Below are 18,588 nucleotides of genomic sequence, written 5' to 3'. Positions count from 1 at the left end.
ATCCGGACGATCACGCGCCGCCTACCCTAGGGGACAACCGGCCATGGTGTGTCCTGCGTCACCCTGTGGGGTCGGCGTCGCACGCGCGGTGTTCTCGTTAAGCCGCCGGTCGGGCGGGTACCCGGGCGCCATGACTGGTCCAGAGAATCCACTGTCCGGCCTCGACAAGGGCCTGACCGACGAACTGGTGCGCACGATCCGCGCCGAACTGCGCGAGGAGTTCCGCGAGCAGACCAGGAAGCAGCGGCGCAAGGCCACGCTGTACGCGGCCTCGGGCGCCGCCGCCCTCTACGCGGGCGCCGCGGTCGTCCTGGCCCTCGGCCTCGTCATCGACCTCGGCCTGCCCGGCTGGGCCGCGGCCCTCATCATGGCCGCGGTGCTCGGCGCGGCGGCGTTCCTGCTGCGCAACGCGGCGCGGTCGGGCCCCGGCCACGACGCCAGGACGTCGGCCGCCGGCCTCCCCGGAGGCGAGGCACTGCCCGAGCCGGGCGGCAGCGGCCTGACGGCCCCCGCCACGGCCGCCACGTCTGCCACGCCTGCTGCCCCTCCCGCCCCCGCCACGGCCCCCACCGTCCCGCCGGGCACGCCCGACACCCCCGACGTGCCGCCGATGCCGCCCACCGCGCCCCCGACGGGCCGCGCGGGCGTCCGGCCGTGGGGCCGCGCCACCGACGGGTCCGGGTCATGATGGCCGTATGGCCGCGAAGGACGCAGACGATGTCGAACGCACGGAGGACGGTCACTTCATCGTCGTCAAGGGGCGACGGTGGCGGGCCACCGATCCGGACCTCGCCGAGGACGTGCGGGAGCGGCTGGTCCATCACCTGATGGCGGCCCGCAGGGCGGTCGGCGCCGCGCGTGACGACGAAGCGGCGCGCAAGACGGCGAGGGCCCGCGTGCAGCTGGCGAAGACGGGGCTCGGGGAGCGCGGCACGGCGTGGTGGGAGCTGCCGCCGGCCGAACGGAAGGAACGCGCCGCCGACAGCCTGCGCCGCCTCGAACAGCACGGCGACACCCCCTGAGTCCCGTCACGGACGGCTCAGTCCAGGCAGAACTCGTTGCCCTCGACGTCCTGCATCGTGATGCACGACTCGTTCTCCTCGTCGGCGAACTGCGTGTACAGGTGGACCGCGCCGAGCGCGACCAGCCGGGCGCATTCCGCCTCCAGGGCGGCCAGGCGCTCCGCTCCCACCAGCCCGGTGCCGGCCCGCACGTCCAGGTGCACCCGGTTCTTGGCGACCTTCCCCTCGGGAACGCGCTGGAAGTACATGCGCGGACCGGCGCCCGACGGGTCCTCGCAGACGGCCCACGCGCCGCTCGGCTCGGGCGGCCGCGGGACGACATAGCCCATCACCTCGCTCCAGAAGCGGGCCACCCGCTCGGGCTCCGCGCAGTCGAAGGTCACCTGGATCTGCCTGATCGTTGACATCGGCGCAACATAACAGGCGCGCAAGGGTGTTGATCACAAGCGTCCACACATCACACGTGCCGTACGCGGCACACGCATCACACGACCCGGAACTCCTCCACGTCCCCCGCGCGCAGTTCGAGGCCGTGCCCGACGCCGCCGTCCGGGCGCAGGACGCCGCCGGTCGGGTCGAGCGCCCCGTCGAAGAACATCGACTCGATGCGCACGTGGTCGTGGAACCACTCGACGTGCCGCAGGTTCGCCACGCACGCGGCGGCCGCGGCGTGCGCATGGGGCGCGCCGTGCGCGGAGACCTCCAGGCCGTGCGCCTGCGCGAGGGCTGCCGCGCGCAGCCACTCGGTGAGGCCTCCGCACCGCGTCGCGTCCACCTGGAGGCAGTCCACGGAGGGGATCATGCGGGCGAAGTACGGGAGGTCGTAGCCGTACTCTCCCGCCGTCACGTCGCACACCAGCGCGTCCCTGACCAGCGCGAGCCCCCGCAGGTCGTCCGACGACACCGGCTCCTCGAACCAGCCCACGCCGTGCTCGGCGAGCACCCGGCCCACCCGTACCGCCTGCTTGCGGGTGTAGCCGCCGTTGGCGTCGACGTACAGCTCGGCCTGCGGACCGATGACGTCCCGCGCGGTGCGGACCCGGGACACATCGCGTGCGGCCGCCCTGCCCCAGCCCTCACCGATCTTGATCTTGACGCGCGGGATGCGCTGGCCGTGCACCCAGCCGTTCAGCTGCGCCGCCAGGTGCGTGTCGTGGTACGTCGTGAAGCCGCCGCTCCCGTACACGGGCACCTCGTCGCGGGCCGCTCCCAGGAGGCGCACGAGAGGCAGTTCAAGGAGGCGTGCCTTCAGGTCCCACAGCGCGATGTCGAGCGCCGATATCGCGCATCCCGCGGCTCCGGCACGGCCGGTGTCGCGGACGGCCTTCGTCATCGCGTCGTGCGCGGCGGGGATGTCGAGCGCGTCGAGGCCCTGGACGACGGGGACGAGCACCTCGTCCATGAGGGCCGCCACGGACGCCGGGGCGTAGGTCCACCCGGTCCCCGTCGCGCCGCCGGCCGTGACCTCGGCGACGACGATGGTCGTGGTGTCCCAGGCGAGGGTGCCGTCGGCCTCAGGCCCGTCCGCGGGCACCGTGTACGCGGAGACGGCGGGTCGTTCAATGGGGACTTCGTGCTTCATCGGACCGTTCCTCAGTCGTACCCGAAGGGCGTCAACGGCGGATGCCGTCACCCGGTGTGGCAGGCGGCGCGCCCTGGACCTGCGGCAGCACCTTCGTGCGGTAGAAGTCGAAGAAGCCCCGCTGCTCCGGGCCGATCTGGCCCACGTACACCCGGTCGAAGCCCGCGTCTGCGTACGCGGTGAGCGCCGCGACGTGCTCGTCGACGTCGTCGCCGCACGTGAAGGACGAGGCGGCCGTCTCTTCGGTGACCAGCGGCTCCAGCTGCTCGAAGTGGCGGGGCGTCGGCAGGATCTGAGCCATCTCGCCGGGCAGCAGTTGGCTGCCCCACAGGTTGAGCGCCCGGCGCACCGCCTCCCGGCGGTCGGGGCCGTAACAGACCTTGATGCCGCCGCTGACCGGTTTTCCGCCGCCCCCGCCCTTGCGGTAGTGCGAGACCAGCGTCTCGTCGGGCGTCATCGTGACGAACCCGTCGCCGATGCGGGCCGCGAGCGCTGTCGCCTTGGGTCCGAAGCCCGAGATGTCGATGGGCACGGGCTCGTCCGGCACGGTGTACAGGCGGGCGTTCTCGACGGTGTAGTGGGTGCCCCGGTGGTTGACCTCCCCACCGGTGAAGAGGTTCCGCATCACCTGGACCGCCTCCTCCAGCATCTCCAGGCGGACGTGGACCGGCGGCCACGGGCCGCCCGTGATGTGCTCGTTGAGCGCCTCGCCGGTGCCGACCCCGAGCCGGAAGCGGCCGCCCGTCAGCACCGCGCTCGTCGCCGCGGCCTGCGCCACGACCGCCGGGTGCATGCGCACGGTCGGACAGGTCACGGCGGTCTGCAGAGGCAGTGACACCGCCTCCGCGAGCGCTCCGATCACCGACCAGACGAACGGGCTCTGTCCCTGGGACGCGTTCCACGGGTGGTAGTGGTCGGAGATCCACAGCGACTCGAACCCGGCCTGCTCGGCCATGCGGGCCTGCTCGACCAGCTCTGCGGGTCCGAACTCCTCGGTCGCCAGGAAGTATCCGTACTCGGGCATGAGGGTGCACCTCCGGTGCGGCGGGCGGAGCGGGGCGGGCGGATACGGCTGCGAGTAACCCCGCCGGGCGGGCGCAAACGGCCCTCGCGCGGCGCCCCTCGGGGGTGTCGACTGGTGAAGTGCCCCGGTACCGCACCGTGTTTGGCGGCCTCCGCGCAGGGGCACGCGTGGGGTCCCGACCCCGCCGGATTCGACCCCTTTCGACCCGCCGGAGGCGCACCGTGAGCCGAACCCGCATCGTCGTCGTCGGAGCCGGCTTCGCCGGATACCGCACGGCCCGCACCCTGTCCCGGCTGACCCGGACCACGGCCGACATCACCCTGCTCAACCCGACCGACTACTTCCTGTACCTGCCGCTGCTCCCGCACGTCGCCACCGGCGTCCTGGAGCCGCGCCGCGTCACCGTCTCCCTCTCCGGCACGCTGCCGCACGTACGCCTCGCGCTCGGCGAGGCCGACGGCGTCGACCTGGAGCGGCGCACGGTGTCGTACACCGACCCGGAGGGCGCGCGCGGCGAACTGCCCTACGACCGGCTCGTCCTCAGTGTCGGCAGCGTCAACAATCTGCTGCCCGTGCCGGGCGTCGCCGAGCACGCGCACGGCTTCCGCGGCATGCCCGAGGCGCTCTACCTGCGCGACCACATCACCCGCCAGATCGAGCTGGCCGCCGCGGCACCGGACGCGGCGACCTGCCGGGCCCGCTGCACGTTCGTGGTCGTCGGCGCGGGCTACACCGGCGTCGAACTCGCCGCGCAGGGACCGCCGTTCACCGACGCGCTGGTGCGCAAGCAGCCGCTCCGGCAGGGCATCCGGCCCCGCTGGCTGCTGCTCGACATCGCGGACCGCGTCCTCCCCGAACTCGACCGGCGCCTGTCGGCCACCGCCGACCGCGTCCTGCGGCGCCGCGGCGTGGACGTCCGCACCCGCACCTCCGTCAAGGAAGCCACCCCGGAAGGGGTGCTCCTGGACGACGGGGACGCCGTCGACACACGTACCCTCGTCTGGTGCGTCGGCGTACGCCCCGATCCGCTCGTCGCCGGACTCGGACGGCCCCTGGAGCGGGGCCGCCTGCGCGTCGACACACACCTCCAAGTGCCGGGCCACCCCGAGGTGTTCGCGTGCGGCGACGCGGCGGCCGTGCCCGACCTGACCGGGCCCGGCGAGTACACCCCGATGACCGCCCAGCACGCGTGGCGCCAGGGCGCGACGGCCGGACGCAACGTCGCCGCGTCCCTCGGCCTCGGCGCGCGCCGCCCCTACCGCCACCGCGACCTCGGCTTCACCGTCGACCTCGGCGGCGCCCAGGCCGCCGCCAACCCGCTCGGCGTACCGCTCTCCGGGCCCCTCGCCGGAGCCGTCACCCGCGGCTACCACCTGGCGGCCATGCCCGGCAACCGCGTCCGCGTCGCCGCGGACTGGCTCCTGGACTCCGTGCTGCCGCGCCAGGCCGTCCAGTTGGGCCTCGTCCGCTCCTGGTCGGTCCCGCTGGAATCGGCCTCACCCGAGGTGGCCCGCCTGCCGCACCCGGACGACCGCCCCTCACGAGCCACCGAGCACCCGCCACCCAAGGAGGCACCCGATGCCCAACAGCAGTGAACAACTCGATTCCATCGCACGGCAGTTGCGCGTCGACTCCGTCCGCGCCGCGGCCGCCGCCGGGTCCGGCCACCCCACCTCGTCGATGTCCGCGGCCGACCTCATGGCGGTCCTCATCGGACGCCATCTGCACTACGACTTCGACCGGCCGGACCACCCCGGCAACGACCGGTTCATCCTCTCCAAGGGGCATGCCTCGCCGCTCCTCTACGCCGCGTACAAGGCGGCCGGTGCGGTCACCGACGACGAGCTGCTGACCTTCCGCGAGCAGGGCAGCCGCCTTCAGGGGCACCCGACACCGCGCGCCCTGCCCTGGGTGGAGGTCGCCACCGGCTCCCTCGGGCAGGGGCTGCCCGTGGGTGTCGGCATGGCCCTGTCCGGCAAGCGGCTCGACCGGATCCCGTTCCGGGTCTGGGTGCTGTGCGGCGACAGTGAACTCGCGGAGGGATCCGTGTGGGAGGCCGCCGAGCACGCCGGGTACGAACACCTCGACAACCTCACCACCATCGTCGACGTCAACCGCCTCGGCCAGCGCGGGCCCACCCGTCACGAGTGGCAACTGAGCGCCTACGCCGACCGGTTCAAGGCCTTCGGCTGGCACGTCGTCGAGGCCGACGGACACGACGTCGACGCCGTCGACCGGGCCTGCCAGGAAGCGGCGTCCACCGTCGGGCAGCCCACCGTCATCCTCGCCCGCACCGTCAAGGGCAAGGGCGTCGCCTCCGTGGAGAACCGCGAGGGACTGCACGGCAAGCCGCTCCCGGACGCCGACGCGGCCGTCGAGGAGCTGGGCGGCGTACACGACGTACGCGTGGAGATGCGCAGGCCCGCCGCCGCCCGCGCCATGCACGCCGTGCGCAGCGGCCACCTCGAACTGCCGCGCCACGCCCTGGGCGACGCCGTCGCCACCCGCACCGCGTACGGCCAGGCGCTGGCCGCGCTCGGCACCGCACGCGGCGACGTGGTGGCCCTGGACGGCGAGGTCGGCGACTCGACGAGGACCGAGTACTTCGCCAAGGAGCACCCCGACCGGTTCTTCGAGTGCTACATCGCCGAGCAGCAACTCGTCGCCGCCGCCGTGGGGTTGGCGGCGCGCGGCTGGGTGCCGTACGCGTCGACGTTCGCCGCGTTCCTCACCCGCGCCCACGATTTCGTGCGGATGGCGGCGGTGAGCGGCGCCGACATCAACCTCGTCGGCTCGCACGCCGGTGTCGCCATCGGCGAGGACGGCCCGTCGCAGATGGGCCTGGAGGATCTGGCGCTGTTCCGCGCCGTGCACGGCTCCACGGTCCTGTACCCGTGCGACGCCCACCAGACGGGACGGCTCGTCGCGGCCATGGCCGGGCTCGACGGAATCAGCTATCTGCGGACGTCACGCGGGGACACGCCCGTCATCTACGGGCCGGACGAGGAGTTCCCCGTCGGCGGCTCCAAGGTGCTGCGCTCCGGTGACGCCGACCGGCTCACCGTCGTCGCCGCGGGCGTGACGGTCCACGAGGCGCTGGCGGCCGCGGAGGCGCTGGACCGCGAGGGCATCGCGGTGCGCGTAGTCGACCTGTACTCCGTCAAGCCCGTCGACGCGAGGACCCTGCGCGAGGCCGCGGAACGCACCGGCTGCCTCATGACCGTCGAGGACCACCGGGAACAGGGCGGTCTCGGTGACGCGGTCCTCGACGCGTTCACCGACGGCCGGCCGGTACCGCGCCTGGTACGCCTCGCGGTGCGGAGCATGCCCGGCTCGGCGTCGCCCGAGGAGCAGCTGCGGGCCGCGGGCATCGACGCGGAGTCGATCGCGGCGGCGGCCCGCCTCCTGGTGGAGGAGGGCGTGGTCCGGTGACACCGACGGCCGCGGTCAGCGGTGCACCGCCCTGAACCAGGCGTTGGCCGCCGGGCGGAACATCAGGACCGTCGCCGTGAGCGCCGAGGCGAGATGCAGCACACACCCGGCGCCCGCCAGGACGTCGGCGAAGCCCGGCGGCCACCCGGGAGAGGCGCCCGCCCACGCGGTGAGCGACAGCGTGCCGGTCGCCCCGAGCACGCAGGCCAGCACCCAGCGGGCCCACCGGTCGCCCCGCCGCATCCGCACCGCCACCAGGACGGCCGCCGAGCACACCGCCATGTGGAGCGGCAGGAACGGCAGGAGCGGGAGCCCGTCGGCGGCCGTCATGAAGACGCCCGCGGCGGCAGCGGTGAGCCAGAGCGCGAAGGCCGCCCTGACCGGGCCGGGAGCGGGCGGCCCGTCGGCGCCCGGCAGCATCCGGGCCAGCGCCGGGGCGAGGAGCCGCTGCTCGTGCGAGCGGGGGCGTGGCCGGGGGCGAGGGGTACTTGGCAGGTCGGTGCCGCGCTCCGCGCGCGAGGGGTTCGTCACTTCGGGGTGCTGCGGCATGGGGCGCCTCTCAGATGCGTACCGGATGCGGTACGTCCGATCCTTCCGGCCCCGCGGCCCAGGGGCACGCCCGTCCGCCCCCGACTTCCCGGTGGTGCCAGCCACCCTCCCGACCAGGGTGAACGCCACCGTGTCGGAACCGTCCCGCACGCGTGCAGGACCTGACGCTGGGTACCCGCCGAGGCACGTCGCACCCGGCGAACCGAGCCGAAGGGATTCCCCATGAACGACGTACGGACGGTACGGGCCGGCCGTCGCACCGTGGAGCTGCACCGGCCGCAGAAGGTCCTCTTCCCGGTCACCGACGCCAAGGGCAGGAGCAAGGACAAGGGCACGAACGGGGACGGCGGCGGCTCGGGCCTGACCAAGGCGGACCTCTTCGACTACTACCGGTCCGTCGCGCCGTTCATGCTGCCCCACCTGCGCGACCGTCCCCTCATGCTGGAGCGGCATCCGGACGGCGTCGAGGGCCCCCGCTTCATGCAGAAGGACACACCGGACCACTATCCGGACTGGATCACCCGCGCCGAGGTGGCCAAGCAGGACGGCACGGTCACCCACACCGTGTGCGACGACACGGCGACGCTCCTCTTCCTGGCCGACCAGGCCTGCGTCACCCTGCACCGCTGGCTCTCCCGGACGGGCCGGATCGACCGCCCCGACCGGCTCGTCTTCGACCTGGACCCCGCCGAGGACGACTTCGCGTCGGTGCGCGACGCCGCCCGTCTCCTCGGCGAGCTCCTCGACCAGATGAACCTGCCGTCCGCCCTCATGACGACGGGCTCGCGCGGCCTGCACGTCATCGTGCCCCTCAACGGCCACCACGACTTCGACGACGCCCGCGCCTTCGCCAAGGACGTCGCCGACACCCTCGCCGAGGCCCACCCCGAGCGGCTCACCACGGCGCCGCGCAAGAAGGACCGCGGCGACCGGCTCTACCTCGACGTGCAGCGCAACGGGTACGCGCAGACGGCCGTCGCCCCGTTCTCCGTGCGGGCGGCGCCCGGGGCACCGGTCGCCGTGCCCATCGCCTGGGAGCAGCTCGACGACCCCGCGGTGCACGCCCGCAGCTGGACCATCGACACCGCCGTGGAGCAGGCCCGCACCGAGCCCTGGGCCGGTGTCCTGCGCTCGGGACGCGCCCTCGGGCCCGCCCGCCGGAAGCTGCGGGCGCTCCGCGGCTGAGCACGTTTGGCCAAGGCTCAACGGGTAACCCGGTGGAGGAGGTGAACATGGCCAATACACCCCGTAAAACCACAGACAGCAAGACAACGGATGAAAAGGCATCGAGCAGCGAGAAGGAATCGCTGCCGGGCCCCATGGCAGTCCTCCGCAACGCGCGTGAGCAGCTCGCCGAGCTGACCGGCATGACCCCCGAATCGGTGTCGTCGTTCGAACGCACCGAGGACGGCTGGCTGCTGGAGATAGAGGTTCTGGAGCTCTCCCGTGTCCCCGACACGATGAGCCTCCTCGCGAGCTACGAGGTGCAGCTCGACCCGCAGGGCGAGCTCACCGGCTACCGACGGCTGCGCCGCTACGAGCGCGGACGTTCGGAGCCCCGCGGAACGGGCGGCTAGAGCCGGCAGCACGACCGGACAAGACACGGCCCGAAAGAGCAGGACAAGACTCAAGGAGGCACCGTCGGTATGACCGTAGTCCCGGCACAACAGTCCGGCGGCGGAGGCGGCACGAGTGGCCTGTACGACGTCGTGGAGCTCATCCTCGACCGAGGACTCGTCATCGACGCCTTCGTACGCGTTTCGCTGGTCGGCATCGAGATCCTGAAGATCGATGTCCGTGTCGTCGTCGCGAGCGTCGACACCTACCTCCGGTTCGCCGAGGCGTGCAACCGTCTCGACCTGGAGACCGGACAGAAGAAGGACCCCGGCCTGCCCGGCCTCGTCGGCGAGATCACGGAGTCCGGCGCCAAGGGCAAGTCGAAGGGCGCGCTCTCCGGAGCCGCCGAGACCATATCGGACGCTTTCAAACAGTCCCGTGAAGAAGGCGAGCGTCAGAGCGAGGAGCGGCCGAGGGCCCGCCGCTCGACCTCCCGCCGGAAGGAGGAGCAGGAATGACCACGTACGTCTACGGCATCGCGAGCAGCTCCCACCCGGCGCTGCCGGACGGCATGGAGGGCATCGGTCGACCGGCGCTCCCCGTGCGCGTCCTGAAGAACGGCGACCTCGCGGCGATCGTGAGCGACGCCCCCGAGGACCTCAAGCCCAAGCGGCGCGACCTGCTCGCGCACCAGAACGTCCTGTCGGAGGCCGGCGCGGCAGGGTCCGTGCTCCCGATGCGCTTCGGCAGCCTCGCCCCGGACGACGAGACGGTCGTCTCCGTACTGGGGGAGCGGGCCGGTCACTACGAGGAGCGGCTGCGCACCCTCGACGGCAAGGTCGAGTACAACGTGAAGGCCACCCACCACGAGGAGGCCGTCCTGCACCAGGTGCTCGCCGAGAACCCGGACCTGCGGGCGATGGTCGAGGCCAACCAGCGTGCGGGCGGCGGCTCCCACGAGCAGAAGCTGCAACTGGGCGAGGCGATCACCAACGGCGTGCGGGCCCGCGAGCAGAGCGACGCCGTCGAGGTGCGGCGCGCACTGGAACCGACGGCCGAGGCGGTCGGCGACGGGCCCGAGGGCACCGGCTGGCTGGCGAACATCTCGTTCCTCGTGGACCGCAAGACGTCCGAGGGATTCCTCTCGGCGGTCGAGGAACTCAAGGCCACGCAGCCGCACTTGGACCTGCGGGTGCACGGCCCGCTGCCCCCTTACAGCTTCGTCGACCCGGGGCCTTCCGAGCCCGCGGAGTGATGACGGCATGGGGCTCATAGGAGAACTGCTCATGCTGCCTCTGGCCCCTGCCCGTGGCTCCCTCTGGGTGCTCAGGCAGGTGGTCGACGAGGCGGAGCGGCAGTACTACGACCCCTCGGCGATCCGTCGTGAACTCTCCCGCCTCGAAGAGCTCCTGGAGGCGGGAGAGATCGACGAAGCCGAGTTCGAGCGGTGCGAGGACCAGCTCCTTGACCGACTGCAGCAGAGCACAGGACAGGACTTCTGATAATGAACCGACTTGCAGTAGGCCTGGCCGTGGGCGCGGGATACGTTCTCGGGCGCACGAAGAAGGCGAAGTTCGCGTTCGCCGTCGGCAGCATGGTGGCGGGCAAGCGGCTCAACCTGAGCCCCAAGGCGCTGGGCCAGATGGTGACCCAGCAGCTGGAGAACAACCCGCAGTTCAAGGAGATCGGCGACCAGCTTCGCCAGGACCTGCGGGGCGTGGGCAAGGCCGCCACCGGATCCCTCCTCAACCGCCAGCTGGAAGGCCTCGCCGACCGGCTGCACGACCGCACCCTCGGTGTCCAGGACCGCATATCCGGCGTCGTGCCGGACGAGGTCAAGGGCGGCGACGACAAGCGGGACCGCGAGGCGGACGACGACGCCGACGACGCCTACGACGACGAAGAACCCGAGAACGAACGGGACGCGGACGCCGACGCGGAATCCGATGACGAGACCCGGTCCGGGGAGCGGCGCAAGAAGGCGCCGGCCAAGAGGAGCGCGCCGAAGACGGGCGCGAAGACCGCGTCGAAGACGGCCGCGAAGAAGGCTCCGGCGAAGAAGACCGCGCAGCAGACGGCCCGCAAGACCGCCCAGAAGAAGACGGCCGCCGCGTCCCGCGGGACCGCCCGCAGGGCCACCTCGTCGGCCCGTTCGGGCGGCGGCAGGACGAAGGGAGGCAGCGACAATGGCTGACTCGCCCCTGAGCAACATCACGAAGAGTCCCGCTGCCGACCGCCTCAAGGAGGAGGCGCAGGCCTACCTCATGGCGCAGGCGGAGCGCATGCTCGTCGGCGTCGGACACAAGCTCGGTGACGCCACCGTCAAGCTCAACGACATCGCGGACGGCAAGAGCCCCGGCTTCGGCAAGCTCGCCGCGCAGGCGGGCAAGAAGGTCGCCGAGGGCAAGGGCCCGGTGCGCAGCGCGCTGGAACTCGGCGGCAGCCACCTGAAGGACAAGGTCACCGACGCCTTCAAGGGCCTCGGCGGCGGCAAGCGCAAGAAGGGCGGCGCGGGCCAGAAGCCGACGGTCATCCTGGAGTACATCGACGTCGGCGTGCCGCTGCGCGACGCATACGACCAGTGGACCCAGTACCAGGAGTTCTCCACCTTCGCCAAGGGCGTCAAGGGCGCCACCGTGGCGAGCGACACCGACTCCGACTGGCAGCTCAAGGTCTTCTGGTCCAGCCGCAGCTGGAAGGCGCACACCACCGAGCAGGTGCCGGACCAGCGCATCACCTGGACCTCCGAGGGCGGCAAGGGGACGACGAAGGGTGTCGTCACCTTCCACTCGCTCGCCGAGAACCTCACCCGGGTGCTGCTGATCATCGAGTACTACCCGAAGGGCCTCTTCGAGAAGACCGGCAACATCTGGCGCGCCCAGGGCCGCCGGGCCCGCCTGGACCTCAAGCACTTCGCACGGCACATCACGATGCGCGGCGAGGCGAGCGACGGCTGGCGCGGCGAGATCCGCGACGGCGAGGTCGTCCGCAGCCACGACGACGCGGTGGCCGAGGAAGAGGAGGAGCGCGAGGCGCAGGACCAGGCGCAGGACGACGAGGTGCAGGACGAGCGCGGCGCCGAGTCCGACGAGCAGCCCGAGTCCGAGTACGACGAGCCCGAAGAGGACGAGGCGTACGAAGAGGGCGAGCACGAGGACGAGCCGGCCGACGAGTACGAGGACGAGGAGGACGTCCCCGAGGAGGAGCTCGAGGACGAGCCCGAGGCCGAGTACGAGGACGAGGAGGAGCCGGAGTCCGAGGACGAGCCGGAGTCCGAGTACGAAGAGGACGAGCCCGAGGCCGACGACGAGAAGCAGCGTGAGTACGCCGGGTCGGCCGGCGGCGGGCGGGACCGTCGATGACGGTCTCACCCGGCGGCGGTGGCCTCCCCGGCCCGTACGGCAGCGGCGGTGGCGGGGCCAACCTCGCCGACATCCTTGAACGTGTCCTCGACAAGGGCATCGTCATCGCCGGTGACATCAAGATCAACCTGCTCGACATCGAACTGCTCACCATCAAGCTCCGCCTGATCGTGGCCTCGATCGATAAGGCCAAGGAAATGGGCATCGACTGGTGGGAGGACGACCCGGCGCTCTCCTCCGGAGCGCGCCGTGCCGAACTCTCGCGGGAGAACGCCGAGTTGAGGCAGCGTCTGGCGGAGCTCGAGGAGCGGGACGCCCTTGAGCCGGCCGAGACGAAGGCCGAGGCCGAGACGAAGGCCAAGGCCGGGACGCGGGCCAGGACCAAGGCCAGTGAGGAGACACGTGAACGCCGCGAACGCTGACCCGCACGGCGGCGGACCGCACCACGACGACCTGCGGTACGTCTACGCGGTCTGCCGCCCCCTCGCCGCGCCGCTCGCCGCCGACCTCACCGGGGTCGGCGGCGTGCCGCCCCGGCAGCTCGTCCACGGGGACCTGGTCGCCCTGGTCGGCCCGGTGCCGGAGCGGGACTTCGCGGAAGCGCCCCTGCGCGCCCACCTCGAAGACCTGGACTGGCTCTCCGAGACGGCCCGCGCCCACCAGCGCGTGATCGACGCGCTCACCACGGTGACCTGCCCGCTGCCGCTGCGCCTCGCGACCGTCTTCCGGGACGACAGCGGCGTACGCGCGATGCTGGAGGACGGCGCGGAGCGGTTCCACCGCGTCCTCGACCGCATCGACGGGCGCGTGGAGTGGGGCGTGAAGGTGTACATGGAGAACGCGCAGGACGCCGAGGACACCCCGTCCGAGGCGTCCGACGCGCCCCGCTCCGGGCGTGACTACCTGCGCCGCCGGCGCAGTCAGCGCACGGCGCAGGAGGAGAACTGGCAGCAGGCCGAGGGTTTCGGCCGGGAGCTGCACGAGCGGCTCGCGGAGCGGGCCGACGACTGCCGGCTGCATGCCCCGCAGAACTCGGAGCTGTCCCGCGTGCCGGGCCGCAACGTGCTCAACGCGGCCTATCTGGTGTCCCGCACGCACTCCGAGGAGTTCGTCGAGCTCGTGGACCGCACCAAGGACGAGGGCGCAGGGACGAGCAGGCTCCGGGTGGAGCTGACGGGGCCGTGGGCGGCGTACTCCTTCACGGGTGACGCGAACGACGAGGAGGACGCGACCGCATGACCGTCGTCGAACGCAGGGAAGTCGCCCTGGTCGATCTGCTCGACCGGCTCCTCGCGGGCGGCGTGGTCATCGCGGGCGACGTCACTCTGCGGATCGCGGACGTCGACCTCGTGCGCATCGACCTGAACGCCCTGATCAGCTCGGTCAACGAGCAGGTGCCCTCGCCGTGGCCGGAGTTGGAGTGACCCCATGAGCACAGAACTGGATGCCGCACGCGCGGAAGCGGACCGCCTGCGTGCGGAGGCGGATCGCTTGCGTGCGGAGGCGGATCGCCTGCGTGCGGAAGCGGACCGCATGTGTCCGGAGACGGGAACGGAGACGGGAACGGAGGCGGGAACGGAGGCGGAGCGGAACACCGACCGCCGCAAGCGCGTGGACCTCGCCCCCGACACCGTCGAGCGGGACCTGGTGAAACTGGTCCTGACCATCGTCGAACTGCTGCGTCAGCTGATGGAGAGGCAGGCCGTGCGCCGCTTCGACACCGGCGAGCTCACCGAGGACCAGGAGGAGCGGATCGGCCTCACGCTGATGCTCCTGGAGGACCGGATGGCCGAGCTCCGGGGGCGGTACGGGCTGCGTCCCGAGGACCTCAACCTGGACCTCGGACCGCTGGGCCCGCTGCTCCCCAGGGAGTGACGCACGAGGGGGCCGAGGGGCGGACGCGTCACTTCCGGCAGAGCACCTCCCCGTGCAGCACCGCGAACCAGGCATCCTCCCGCGCGCCCCACTCCCGCCACGCCCCGGAGATCGCGCGCAGCCGCGCCGCGTCCGTGTGACCGCTCTCCACCGCGCGCCCGGCGTAGGAGGAGTCGACCGTACGGTCCGCCCACAGCCCGCTCCACCAGGCGCGCTCGTCCTGCGAGCTGTAGCACCAGGTGTCCGCCGTCGCGGTGATGTCCGTGAAGCCGGCCTCCAGCGCCCAGGACTTGAGGCGGCGTCCCGCGTCGGGCTCGCCGCCGTTGGCGCGGGCCACTTTCCGGTAGAGGTCCAGCCACTCGTCCAGGACGGGCGTCCGCGGATGCCAGGTCATCGCCTCGTAGTCCGCGTCGCGCACCGCGACGATGCCCCCTGGCTTGCAGACGCGCCGCATCTCGCGCAGCGCCCGCACCGGATCGCCGACGTGCTGGAGCACCTGGTGGGCGTGGACGACGCAGAACGAGTCGTCGGGGTAGTCGAGTTCGTGCACGTCGGCGACCGCGAACTCGACGTTGTCCAGGCCGCGTTCGGCCGCGGTGGCACGGGCCCGTTCCAGGATGCCGGGGGCGCGGTCCACGCCGGTCACCCGCCCGTCAGGGACCAGCGCGGCCAGATCCGCGGTGATGGTGCCGGGCCCGCAGCCGATGTCGAGGACGGTCATGTGGGGCTTCAGCGAACCGACCAGATAGGCGGCCGAGTTGGCGGCGGTGCGCCAGGTGTGCGAGCGCAGCACGGACTCGTGGTGCCCGTGCGTGTAGACAGCGGTCTCCTGCGGCATGGCGGAGCTCCTTCGTGTGCGAGTACGAAGACTGCGAGTACGGAGACCGTACGCCGCCATGCCGAATGGTGAGACCCGTGTATCAGTATGTGGTCAGCGGAGGTTGCTCAGCGGGCGGTAGACGGTCAGCGCCTCCGGGAGCTTGTCGATGAGCAACGAGCCCTGCACGTGCGTCACTTCACCGTCGAACGCGACGGCCGTGCCCTCGCTGAGCCCGTCCACCCGCAGCCTCGGCAGCCGTGCGGCCGCCTGCGCGGGGGAGCGCACCTCTGGGCCCGTCAGCGCGGCGGTCAGGAGCCGCGCGCCCGGCCTGCGCCCGCCGTGCACGATGCGCACGTCGAGCAGACCGTCCGCCAGGTCGAGCCTGCGGCCCGGCGTGAGGCCCGGCCGGTGGTACGTGCAGTTGCCGGCGAACAGCAGCCACAGCGCCCGGTCCTTGCCGCGGAACTGAGCGGTCAGCGGGTGCTCGTCGGAGCGCAGGATCTTGAGCGCCGCGAGCACCGACGCCGGCTTGCCGCCGATGCGGGGCGACCAGTGCTCGCGCTGCCGCACCAGCTCCGGGTACACGCCCAGGCTGAACGTGTTGAGGAAGTACCCCTCCTTGGGCTCCCCGGACTTCGCGCCCTCCGCGGTGAACCGGCCGACGTCGACGGCGACCGCGTCACCCGCCTCCACCGCACCCGCCAGATCGCGGGCGTCCTCGACCCCGAGGTCGTACGCGAAGTGGTTGAGGGTGCCGCCGGGCAGCACCGCGAGCGGCATACCGTGGTGGAGCGCGACGCGGGCCGCGGCGTTGACCGTGCCGTCGCCGCCGCACACCCCGAGGACCGTCGCACGGGCCGCCGCCTTCTCCAGCTCGGCGCCCACGTCGGCGGGCTCGGCGACGACGACCTCCGCCTCCGGCAGCGCGTCGCGCAGCGCCTTCACGCGCTGCGGGGTGCCCGCCCCCGTGTTGGTCACCAGGACCAGACCGGCGCCGCCCGGCAGGGCGGGCGCCGTCACCCGGGGCCGTCCCGGCGGCGCCAGCTGCGAGCGCGTCGGCACCAGACCGCGCACCGCGAACGCCGCGCCCGCGCCCAGCGCACCGCCCACCAGGACGTCGCTCGGGAAGTGCGCCCCGGTGTAGACGCGGGAGACCGCCACGGCCGCCGCGAGCGGTGCGACCGCCGCGCCCCAGGCCCGCGACTCCAGCGCCACCCCGGTGGCGAACGCGGCGGCGGACGCCGCGTGGCCCGAGGGGAAGGACGTGGTGACGGGCTGCCGCTTCAGCTGGCGTATCAACGGCACCGAGTCGAGCAGCGGCCGGGCGCGGCGCACCGAACGCTTGCCCAGCGTGTTGATCGTCGCGGAGGCCAGCGCCAGCGAGGCCACGCCGCGCACCGCGGCGCGCCGGGCCCGCGGGGTGCGGGTCGCGGTGATCGCCGCGGCCGTCGCGAACCACAGCACGCCGTGGTTGGCGCTCTGACTGAGCCCGGGAAGGACCCGGTCGGCGCCGGGCCAGTGCCGCGTGGCGACCGCCTCGAAGAGCCGGCTGTCGAAGGAGACCAGACGGGCCTTGACCGGGCGGTGCCCGGCAGCGGGGCGGGACAGGTCGAGACCGGAGACGTCGGGGTTGTCAGCGCACATGGCGCACACGTACCCCCGCCTTCGCCGTTCAGGCCGCCCGCGTCGGGAAACGGTTTGCCCGGGCACCCTCCGGCCACGGAGAATCCCGCTCATGGGACATCTGGAAGCCGCACACCTCGAGTACTACTTGCCGGACGGGCGGGCGCTGCTCGGTGATGTCTCCTTCCGGGTCGGCGAGGGCGCGGTCGTCGCCCTCGTCGGGGCGAACGGCGCGGGCAAGACCACCCTGCTCCGGCTGATCTCCGGCGAGCTCCAGCCGCACGGCGGCAGTGTCACCGTGAGCGGCGGCCTCGGCGTGATGCCCCAGTTCGTCGGCTCCGTGCGCGACGAGTCGACCGTGCGCGACCTGCTCGTCTCCGTCGCCCAGCCGCGGATCAGGGCGGCCGCCGAGGCCGTCGACGCCGCCGAGCACCTGATCATGACGGTGGACGACGAGGCCGCCCAGATGAAGTACGCCCAGGCGCTCTCCGACTGGGCGGAGGTCCAGGGGTACGAGGCCGAGACGCTGTGGGACATCTGCACCACGGCCGCGCTCGGCGTCCCCTACGACAAGGCCCAGTTCCGCGAGGTCCGCACCCTCTCCGGCGGCGAGCAGAAGCGCCTCGTCCTGGAGGCCCTGCTGCGCGGCACCGACGAGGTGCTGCTCCTCGACGAACCGGACAACTACCTCGACGTCCCCGGCAAGCGCTGGCTGGAGGAGCAGCTCAAGGAGACCCGCAAGACCGTCCTGTTCGTCTCCCACGACCGGGAGCTCCTCGCCCGCGCCGCCGAGAAGATCGTCAGCGTCGAGCAGAGCCCCGAGGGCGCCGACGCGTGGGTGCACGGCGGCGGCTTCGCCACGTTCCACGAGGCCCGCAAGGAACGCTTCGCCCGCTTCGAGGAACTGCGCCGCCGCTGGGACGAGAAGCACGAGCAGCTGAAGAAGCTGGTCCGCACCCTGCGCCAGGCCGCCGACGTCAGCCATGAGATGGCGTCGCGCTACCACGCGGCCCAGACCAGGCTCCGCAAGTTCGAGGAGGCCGGACCGCCCCCCGAGCCGCCGCGCGAGCAGGACATCACCATGCGACTGCACGGCGGACGCACCGGCGTACGGGCCGTGACCTGCGAGAACCTCGAACTGACCGGCCTGATGAAACCCTTCGACCTGGAGGTCTTCTACGGCGAGCGGGTCGCCGTCCTCGGCTCGAACGGCTCGGGCAAGTCGCACTTCCTGCGGCTGCTCGCGGGCGACTCCGAGAACCCGGTGGCGCACACGGGGCTCTGGAAGCTCGGCGCGCGCGTCGTGCCGGGACACTTCGCGCAGACCCACTCCCACCCCGAGCTGATGGGCCGCCCGCTCCTGGACATCCTGTGGCGCGAGCACGCGCAGGACCGCGGCGCCGCGATGTCCCGGCTGCGGCGGTACGAGCTGACGCAGCAGGCCGAGCAGAAGTTCGAGCGGCTCTCCGGCGGCCAGCAGGCCCGCTTCCAGATCCTGCTGCTCGAACTGCAGGGCTGCACGGCGCTGCTCCTCGACGAGCCCACCGACAACCTGGACCTGGAGTCCGCGGAGGCGCTCCAGGAAGGTCTGGAGTCGTTCCAGGGCACGGTCCTCGCCGTCACCCACGACCGCTGGTTCGCCCGCTCCTTCGACCGCTATCTGGTCTTCGGCAGCGACGGCCGGGTCCGTGAGACGCCGGAGCCGGTGTGGGACGAGCGGCGGGTCGACCGCGTGCGGTAGA

General features: G+C 72.4%; 22 protein-coding genes. 16 read left to right on the top strand and 6 right to left on the bottom strand.

Annotation, left to right across the window (positions count from 1 at the left end):
* The first annotated feature begins 130 nt into the window (after positions 1-130).
* The gene (locus DEJ48_RS06140; protein ID WP_150215181.1) at positions 131-688 is read left to right on the top strand and encodes a phage holin family protein; all 558 of its coding nucleotides are present in this window, start codon (positions 131-133) and stop codon (positions 686-688) included.
* A gap of 7 nt (positions 689-695) precedes the next feature.
* Positions 696-1,022, top strand: a complete 327-nt coding sequence (locus DEJ48_RS06135; RefSeq protein ID WP_150215179.1) for a hypothetical protein — start codon at positions 696-698, stop codon at positions 1,020-1,022.
* A gap of 17 nt (positions 1,023-1,039) precedes the next feature.
* On the opposite strand, the gene DEJ48_RS06130 is transcribed toward DEJ48_RS06135, so the two are convergent.
* The 3 genes from DEJ48_RS06130 to DEJ48_RS06120 all read right to left on the bottom strand — a co-directional run bounded on the left by DEJ48_RS06130 (position 1,040) and on the right by DEJ48_RS06120 (position 3,628).
* The gene (locus DEJ48_RS06130) at positions 1,040-1,429 is read right to left on the bottom strand and encodes a VOC family protein (RefSeq protein ID WP_150215178.1); all 390 of its coding nucleotides are present in this window, start codon (positions 1,427-1,429) and stop codon (positions 1,040-1,042) included.
* 77 nt (positions 1,430-1,506) lie between these two features.
* Complete coding sequence (locus DEJ48_RS06125; RefSeq protein ID WP_150215176.1) at positions 1,507-2,604, bottom strand: enolase C-terminal domain-like protein; 1,098 nt, start codon at positions 2,602-2,604, stop codon at positions 1,507-1,509.
* A 31-nt stretch (positions 2,605-2,635) separates the two neighbouring features.
* Complete coding sequence (locus DEJ48_RS06120; protein WP_150215174.1) at positions 2,636-3,628, bottom strand: TIGR03557 family F420-dependent LLM class oxidoreductase; 993 nt, start codon at positions 3,626-3,628, stop codon at positions 2,636-2,638.
* A gap of 221 nt (positions 3,629-3,849) precedes the next feature.
* Between DEJ48_RS06120 and DEJ48_RS06115 the strand changes: the two genes are divergently transcribed.
* Both DEJ48_RS06115 and DEJ48_RS06110 read left to right on the top strand, forming a co-directional pair.
* Positions 3,850-5,223 (top strand): NAD(P)/FAD-dependent oxidoreductase, encoded by a 1,374-nt coding sequence (locus tag DEJ48_RS06115; protein ID WP_150215172.1) that lies wholly within the window; start codon positions 3,850-3,852, stop codon positions 5,221-5,223.
* A complete protein-coding gene (locus DEJ48_RS06110; protein WP_150215170.1) occupies positions 5,207-7,060 on the top strand; it encodes a transketolase in 1,854 nt (617 codons plus the stop codon). Before DEJ48_RS06115 ends, DEJ48_RS06110 begins: the two co-directional genes overlap by 17 nt.
* Positions 7,061-7,075: 15 nt before the next feature.
* Here DEJ48_RS06110 and DEJ48_RS06105 read toward each other — a convergent pair whose 3' ends face one another.
* The gene (locus DEJ48_RS06105) at positions 7,076-7,609 is read right to left on the bottom strand and encodes a hypothetical protein (RefSeq protein ID WP_150215168.1); all 534 of its coding nucleotides are present in this window, start codon (positions 7,607-7,609) and stop codon (positions 7,076-7,078) included.
* A 222-nt stretch (positions 7,610-7,831) separates the two neighbouring features.
* Here DEJ48_RS06105 and ligD point away from each other — a divergent pair, with 222 nt between their 5' ends.
* The 11 genes from ligD (at position 7,832) to DEJ48_RS40185 (ending at position 14,403) form a co-directional block, all read left to right on the top strand.
* Positions 7,832-8,794 (top strand): non-homologous end-joining DNA ligase, encoded by a 963-nt coding sequence (ligD, locus tag DEJ48_RS06100; protein ID WP_150215166.1) that lies wholly within the window; start codon positions 7,832-7,834, stop codon positions 8,792-8,794.
* 47 nt (positions 8,795-8,841) lie between these two features.
* The gene (locus DEJ48_RS06095; protein ID WP_150215164.1) at positions 8,842-9,186 is read left to right on the top strand and encodes a gas vesicle protein; all 345 of its coding nucleotides are present in this window, start codon (positions 8,842-8,844) and stop codon (positions 9,184-9,186) included.
* Positions 9,187-9,255: 69 nt separating this feature from the next.
* The gene (locus DEJ48_RS06090) at positions 9,256-9,684 is read left to right on the top strand and encodes a gas vesicle structural protein GvpA (RefSeq protein ID WP_150215162.1); all 429 of its coding nucleotides are present in this window, start codon (positions 9,256-9,258) and stop codon (positions 9,682-9,684) included.
* Positions 9,681-10,421 (top strand): GvpL/GvpF family gas vesicle protein, encoded by a 741-nt coding sequence (locus DEJ48_RS06085; protein WP_150215160.1) that lies wholly within the window; start codon positions 9,681-9,683, stop codon positions 10,419-10,421. Before DEJ48_RS06090 ends, DEJ48_RS06085 begins: the two co-directional genes overlap by 4 nt.
* Positions 10,422-10,428: 7 nt before the next feature.
* Positions 10,429-10,668 (top strand): gas vesicle protein GvpG, encoded by a 240-nt coding sequence (locus DEJ48_RS06080; protein WP_150174161.1) that lies wholly within the window; start codon positions 10,429-10,431, stop codon positions 10,666-10,668.
* A 2-nt stretch (positions 10,669-10,670) separates the two neighbouring features.
* Positions 10,671-11,360 (top strand): DNA primase, encoded by a 690-nt coding sequence (locus DEJ48_RS06075; RefSeq protein WP_150215159.1) that lies wholly within the window; start codon positions 10,671-10,673, stop codon positions 11,358-11,360.
* Positions 11,353-12,528: an SRPBCC family protein gene (locus tag DEJ48_RS06070; RefSeq protein ID WP_150215157.1), complete on the top strand. Its 1,176-nt coding sequence runs from the start codon at positions 11,353-11,355 to the stop codon at positions 12,526-12,528. Before DEJ48_RS06075 ends, DEJ48_RS06070 begins: the two co-directional genes overlap by 8 nt.
* A complete protein-coding gene (locus DEJ48_RS06065) occupies positions 12,525-12,950 on the top strand; it encodes a gas vesicle protein (RefSeq protein ID WP_223831923.1) in 426 nt (141 codons plus the stop codon). The genes DEJ48_RS06070 and DEJ48_RS06065 overlap by 4 nt, the downstream gene beginning before the upstream one ends.
* Positions 12,931-13,767 (top strand): GvpL/GvpF family gas vesicle protein, encoded by an 837-nt coding sequence (locus DEJ48_RS06060; RefSeq protein WP_223831922.1) that lies wholly within the window; start codon positions 12,931-12,933, stop codon positions 13,765-13,767. The genes DEJ48_RS06065 and DEJ48_RS06060 overlap by 20 nt, the downstream gene beginning before the upstream one ends.
* A complete protein-coding gene (locus tag DEJ48_RS06055) occupies positions 13,764-13,952 on the top strand; it encodes a gas vesicle protein (protein WP_150215155.1) in 189 nt (62 codons plus the stop codon). Before DEJ48_RS06060 ends, DEJ48_RS06055 begins: the two co-directional genes overlap by 4 nt.
* Positions 13,953-13,956: 4 nt before the next feature.
* Positions 13,957-14,403, top strand: a complete 447-nt coding sequence (locus DEJ48_RS40185) for a gas vesicle protein K (protein ID WP_223831921.1) — start codon at positions 13,957-13,959, stop codon at positions 14,401-14,403.
* Positions 14,404-14,431: 28 nt separating this feature from the next.
* Here DEJ48_RS40185 and DEJ48_RS06045 read toward each other — a convergent pair whose 3' ends face one another.
* A complete protein-coding gene (locus DEJ48_RS06045) occupies positions 14,432-15,241 on the bottom strand; it encodes a methyltransferase domain-containing protein (RefSeq protein ID WP_150215153.1) in 810 nt (269 codons plus the stop codon).
* 93 nt (positions 15,242-15,334) lie between these two features.
* Positions 15,335-16,867 (bottom strand): bifunctional phosphatase PAP2/diacylglycerol kinase family protein, encoded by a 1,533-nt coding sequence (locus DEJ48_RS06040; RefSeq protein ID WP_223831920.1) that lies wholly within the window; start codon positions 16,865-16,867, stop codon positions 15,335-15,337.
* A 91-nt stretch (positions 16,868-16,958) separates the two neighbouring features.
* On the opposite strand from DEJ48_RS06040, the gene DEJ48_RS06035 reads away from it, so the two are divergent.
* Positions 16,959-18,587: an ABC-F family ATP-binding cassette domain-containing protein gene (locus tag DEJ48_RS06035; protein WP_150215150.1), complete on the top strand. Its 1,629-nt coding sequence runs from the start codon at positions 16,959-16,961 to the stop codon at positions 18,585-18,587.
* Position 18,588: the final 1 nt, after the last annotated feature.

Origin of the sequence: Streptomyces venezuelae, assembly GCF_008642315.1 — a bacterium.
GTDB classification, from domain to species: Bacteria; Actinomycetota; Actinomycetes; order Streptomycetales; family Streptomycetaceae; genus Streptomyces; species Streptomyces venezuelae_D.
The sequence above is the reverse complement of the archived record's forward strand: the minus strand, read 5'-3'. Positions and strand labels throughout refer to the sequence as shown.

Bases quoted from the DNA above. Each gene is read 5' to 3' on its own strand.
- DEJ48_RS06080 (WP_150174161.1), top strand. From the start codon at position 10,429: ATGGGGCTCATAGGAGAACTGCTCATGCTGCCTCTGGCCCCTGCCCGT.
- DEJ48_RS06090 (WP_150215162.1), top strand. From the start codon at position 9,256: ATGACCGTAGTCCCGGCACAACAGTCCGGCGGCGGAGGCGGCACGAGT.
- DEJ48_RS06140 (WP_150215181.1), top strand. From the start codon at position 131: ATGACTGGTCCAGAGAATCCACTGTCCGGCCTCGACAAGGGCCTGACC.
- DEJ48_RS06035 (WP_150215150.1), top strand. From the start codon at position 16,959: ATGGGACATCTGGAAGCCGCACACCTCGAGTACTACTTGCCGGACGGG.
- DEJ48_RS06075 (WP_150215159.1), top strand. From the start codon at position 10,671: ATGAACCGACTTGCAGTAGGCCTGGCCGTGGGCGCGGGATACGTTCTC.
- DEJ48_RS06070 (WP_150215157.1), top strand. From the start codon at position 11,353: ATGGCTGACTCGCCCCTGAGCAACATCACGAAGAGTCCCGCTGCCGAC.
- DEJ48_RS06065 (WP_223831923.1), top strand. From the start codon at position 12,525: ATGACGGTCTCACCCGGCGGCGGTGGCCTCCCCGGCCCGTACGGCAGC.
- DEJ48_RS06110 (WP_150215170.1), top strand. From the start codon at position 5,207: ATGCCCAACAGCAGTGAACAACTCGATTCCATCGCACGGCAGTTGCGC.
- DEJ48_RS06045 (WP_150215153.1), bottom strand. From the start codon at position 15,241: ATGCCGCAGGAGACCGCTGTCTACACGCACGGGCACCACGAGTCCGTG.
- DEJ48_RS06125 (WP_150215176.1), bottom strand. From the start codon at position 2,604: ATGAAGCACGAAGTCCCCATTGAACGACCCGCCGTCTCCGCGTACACG.
- DEJ48_RS40185 (WP_223831921.1), top strand. From the start codon at position 13,957: ATGAGCACAGAACTGGATGCCGCACGCGCGGAAGCGGACCGCCTGCGT.
- DEJ48_RS06135 (WP_150215179.1), top strand. From the start codon at position 696: ATGGCCGCGAAGGACGCAGACGATGTCGAACGCACGGAGGACGGTCAC.
- DEJ48_RS06055 (WP_150215155.1), top strand. From the start codon at position 13,764: ATGACCGTCGTCGAACGCAGGGAAGTCGCCCTGGTCGATCTGCTCGAC.
- DEJ48_RS06085 (WP_150215160.1), top strand. From the start codon at position 9,681: ATGACCACGTACGTCTACGGCATCGCGAGCAGCTCCCACCCGGCGCTG.
- DEJ48_RS06040 (WP_223831920.1), bottom strand. From the start codon at position 16,867: ATGTGCGCTGACAACCCCGACGTCTCCGGTCTCGACCTGTCCCGCCCC.
- DEJ48_RS06120 (WP_150215174.1), bottom strand. From the start codon at position 3,628: ATGCCCGAGTACGGATACTTCCTGGCGACCGAGGAGTTCGGACCCGCA.
- DEJ48_RS06130 (WP_150215178.1), bottom strand. From the start codon at position 1,429: ATGTCAACGATCAGGCAGATCCAGGTGACCTTCGACTGCGCGGAGCCC.
- ligD (WP_150215166.1), top strand. From the start codon at position 7,832: ATGAACGACGTACGGACGGTACGGGCCGGCCGTCGCACCGTGGAGCTG.
- DEJ48_RS06105 (WP_150215168.1), bottom strand. From the start codon at position 7,609: ATGCCGCAGCACCCCGAAGTGACGAACCCCTCGCGCGCGGAGCGCGGC.
- DEJ48_RS06095 (WP_150215164.1), top strand. From the start codon at position 8,842: ATGGCCAATACACCCCGTAAAACCACAGACAGCAAGACAACGGATGAA.